Here is a 3,520-nt window from a genome sequence, read left to right on the forward strand (position 1 = left end):
GTGCCGCCGGCGCGAGGAGAAGCCCCGCGATGGCAACGCGCACCATGCCGCGCCGCTGGTCGAACCAGAGCGCCGTCAGCTCGCCTTCCAACACCAAATCGGGCGAAAGCCGGCTGCCTGGCGCCAATACGGCGGCAAACACCCCGGAATCGGCGAGCCAGCGACGGAGCGCGTCCTCCACCAAGAGCGGCGGCGGCGCCGACCATTGCTCATAAAAATTGACACTGATGCTGCCATCGGCGCCGAGCACCCGCAAGCGGCGGGAGTCGAGCCCCGGGGCGGCGCGAAGGCTACGCACCAGCAGCACCGGGCCCGACGGTGAGGGCGGCCTTGTGGTGGGCCGGGTTGCCGTCAGCGGCCAGTCTCGCTTCTCGATATAGGGCTCCGCTGGCATAACACTGCAGCCGGCCAGCGCTAGTACGCCGCCAAGCAGAGAGCGCCTGATCATCGTCTTGGTTCCTCGCGCGGCGGCGGGGCGGCGGGACGGAGCAGCAGAGCCGGCTCCTCGCGCAGAGCCTCGCTGGTGGCGCGCAGATTGGCTGCCGCTTCCTGGATATCGCGCAAGATCCCGGGTAGCGCCTGTTGGACATCGGCAAGCCCGGCATCGGCATGCCGGGTGGTGGCCGTCATTGCCGCGATCAGTGGCGCCAGGCGTTCGGCATCGAGCGCGAGGCGGCTTGCCGCCGTCGCCGATTGGCCAAGCAGCCGGTGTAAATCGCCGCTTTCGGCGATATCGCGCACCGCACGCGATGTCGCCTGCAAGTCCGCAGCTAGTCCCGGCAGATCGGCCTGCCGCAATTGACCGCGCAGATCGCGCACCAGCGCCGTGGCTTCGGCCAACCCAGCCCCGACATCGCCCCCTTGCATTTGCCGGTGCAGATCCTCGGCGACGTTTTGTAGCGCGGCCGCGAGCGCGACGACATCGACCCTGTCGAGCCCGGCGAGGAAGCGCTGGGCGGCGTCCTGGACCTGCGCGATCATGCTCGGAATCGTCGGGACATAGGCGCCGACCGGGGTCCAGGGGAGCGGCATCGGCGGATAGAGCGCGGGATCGACGAAATCGAGTTCGAGATAGTTGATCCCGGTGATCCCCTGCATCGCGAGGCGCACCCGCAATCCTTCGCGCACGCTCACTTCCGGCTGCGGCTGGCGCCCGACGCGGGCGGGGTTGATCTGATAGCGCACATAGACTAGGCGGGAGGCAGGGCTGTGCATATCTACCGCGGCACCGTGGCCATAGGCCCCAACGGTGAGCCCGATATCGGTCACGGTACCGACATTGACGCCGCGATATTTGACCGGCGCGCCGATATTGAGCCCCTCTACCGACTCGCTGAAGTAGCTCTCAAACAGAACGCCCTTCTGGAAACGATCGCCGGCGAGAAAAATCAGCATGCCGATCAGCACCCCAGCCCCCATGACCAGCAATAGTCCGACCCGGACATAAGCGGCGCGCCCCTCCATCAGGCGGCTTCCCGTCGGAAAAACGAGCGCACCTTGGGCTCGGTGCTGGTCTCGCGCAGGCGCCGCGGATCACCCTCGGCGATCACGCCCCGCGCGGCGTGATCGAGCATGATGCAGCGGTCGGCAATGGCGAGGATGGACGCGAGCTCATGGGTGACCAGGACGACCGTGGTGCCAAGATCGGCGCGGAGGTCAAGGATCAGCCGGTCGATCCCGGCCGAGGTGATCGGATCCAACCCGGCTGAGGGTTCATCGAGGAACAGGAGCGGCGGATCGAGCGCAAGTGCGCGGGCAATGCCGGCCCGCCGCACCATGCCGCCCGAGATCTCGCCCGGCATCAGGGCAGCCGCATCGGCGAGCCCCACCAGGCCGAGCTTGACGCGCGCCACCGCTTCGCGGCCTTCGCGCGGGAGGGTGGTGAATACCTCAAGCGGCAGCATCACGTTTTCGAGCAGGCTCATTGAGCCGAACAAGGCGCCGGACTGGAACATGACGCCGATAGCGCGGCGCACGGCCTCGCGCGCGCGCGCCAGATCCTGGCCCAAGATCTCGATGCGGCCGCGGCTCGGCGGCAAAAGCCCGATCAGCTGCTTCATCAGGGTCGATTTGCCGCATCCCGAGCCGCCGAGAATGGCGAACACTTCGCCGCCATTGACGCGAAAAGAGACGTCTTCAAAAATCAGCCGCTCCCCAAAGCGCTGCGCAAGGCCGCTCGCCACGATGACCGGTGTGCTCACAGGCCAAGCCGATAGCTGAGCATCGCAAACAGCCCGTCGAGCGCGATGGTGGCGACGATGCCGCCAACCACGGCGCGGGTTGCCGCGGCGCCGACCGCGCGTGGCCCGGCGCCGGTTGTCATGCCGGCATAGCAGCCGATCGCCGCCACCGCCGCGCCAAACGCGACGGCGCGGCAAATCCCGCCCATCAGGTCGGCCGGATGCACGGCGCCGATCACGCGCTCTGCGACCAGCGCCGGCGAAAAGCCAAACCCCGAGAGCACCGTCGCCATGCCAGCGAGGCCAGCGATATCGAGCGCCAGCACCAACGCTGGCATGCTCACCATCGCCGCCGCGAGACGCGGCAACACCAGGAATGGCATCGGGTCGAGACCCATGGTAACCAGGGCATCCAGTTCCTCGTTGACCTTCATCGTTCCCAGTTCGGCCGCTTGCGCCGAGCCGGTGCGTCCCGCCAAGATCACCGCCGCCAACAATGGCCCGAGCTCGCGCAGCAACGCAATGGAAACGAGATCGGCAACGAACAGATCGGCGCCAAAGCGGCGCATCGGAATCGCTGACTGGAAGGCGAGGATCAAGCCCATCAGATAGCCGAGCAACAGCGCCAGCGGCAGCGCCCGCCAACCTGCCTGATCGATGAGCAGCGCGAGATCCCGCAGCCGAACCATTCGCCGCCGCGCCGACAGTCGTAGGAGGGCGAAGAAAGCCTCGCCGAGAAACGCCAGCCCATCGCCAGCACGCGCGCCGAGCCGGCGCACCAGATCAGCAAGCACATGACGCGCCGACGTCGCCGCCTTTCTGCCATCAGCCGCATCGGGACGTGCGGCCAAGGGGCGTGTTTTATCCGCGCCGATGACGAGGCCGCGCAGCCGCGTGATCAACGCCGCAACCGGCGCTTGCGCCGCGACGAGCTCTGCGACACTGCCATGTTCCTGCTCTGCGGCCAGCAGCATTGCGGCACCAGCGGTATCGCATTGCGCGACGGAGGCGAGGTCAAAGCGGAGCGCCTGGCCCCGCGCCGCGCGCGCTTGGCGCATTGTCTCCCGCCAGATCTGCCCCGCCCCAACGGCGTCGAGACGCCCCGCGAAGACGAGATCAACGCGCCCCGCCGCCGCAATCACCCGAACCGTTGGTAGCGGGGTTATTGGTGCGGGGATTTCAGCGCCGACGAAACTTTGCTGGCTAGGGTTAATGGCAGAAGATCCCGCTTGCGAACCATTGCGACGGAGAGCCCAGACCGATACCGGAATAACCTGGCGCGAGCCGGCGCCAGGCCCTCGCGGAAAACGCCAATATCGCGCTTATATGACATGCTTAGC

The 3,520-nt window shown here is 67.3% G+C and carries 4 protein-coding genes; all 4 read right to left on the reverse strand.

Annotated elements, in window-relative coordinates; translation table 11 throughout:
- The coding region (locus ACP5M5_RS14520) for an ABC-type transport auxiliary lipoprotein family protein (RefSeq protein WP_427938541.1) at positions 1–448 on the reverse strand (448 nt) is incomplete at its 3' end.
- Positions 445–1,464 carry an MlaD family protein gene (locus ACP5M5_RS14525; RefSeq protein ID WP_427938543.1) on the reverse strand — a complete coding sequence of 340 codons (1,020 nt, stop codon included), beginning with the start codon at positions 1,462–1,464 and terminating at the stop codon, positions 445–447. The genes ACP5M5_RS14520 and ACP5M5_RS14525, both read right to left, overlap by 4 nt.
- Positions 1,464–2,201, reverse strand: coding sequence for an ABC transporter ATP-binding protein (locus ACP5M5_RS14530; RefSeq protein WP_427938545.1), 738 nt, complete (start codon positions 2,199–2,201; stop codon positions 1,464–1,466). Before ACP5M5_RS14530 ends, ACP5M5_RS14525 begins: the two co-directional genes overlap by 1 nt.
- Positions 2,198–3,238, reverse strand: coding sequence for an MlaE family ABC transporter permease (locus ACP5M5_RS14535; RefSeq protein WP_427938547.1), 1,041 nt, complete (start codon positions 3,236–3,238; stop codon positions 2,198–2,200). Before ACP5M5_RS14535 ends, ACP5M5_RS14530 begins: the two co-directional genes overlap by 4 nt.
- Between the last annotated feature and the right edge of the window lie 282 nt (positions 3,239–3,520).

The sequence above is a fragment of the Acidibrevibacterium sp. genome (assembly GCF_049965395.1).
Taxonomy (GTDB): Bacteria; Pseudomonadota; Alphaproteobacteria; order Acetobacterales; family Acetobacteraceae; genus Acidibrevibacterium; species Acidibrevibacterium fodinaquatile.

Coding starts and splice junctions, on each gene's coding strand:
- ACP5M5_RS14525 (WP_427938543.1), bottom strand. CDS start 1,464: ATGGAGGGGCGCGCCGCTTATGTCCGGGTCGGACTATTGCTGGTCATG.
- ACP5M5_RS14535 (WP_427938547.1), bottom strand. CDS start 3,238: ATGCGCCAAGCGCGCGCGGCGCGGGGCCAGGCGCTCCGCTTTGACCTC.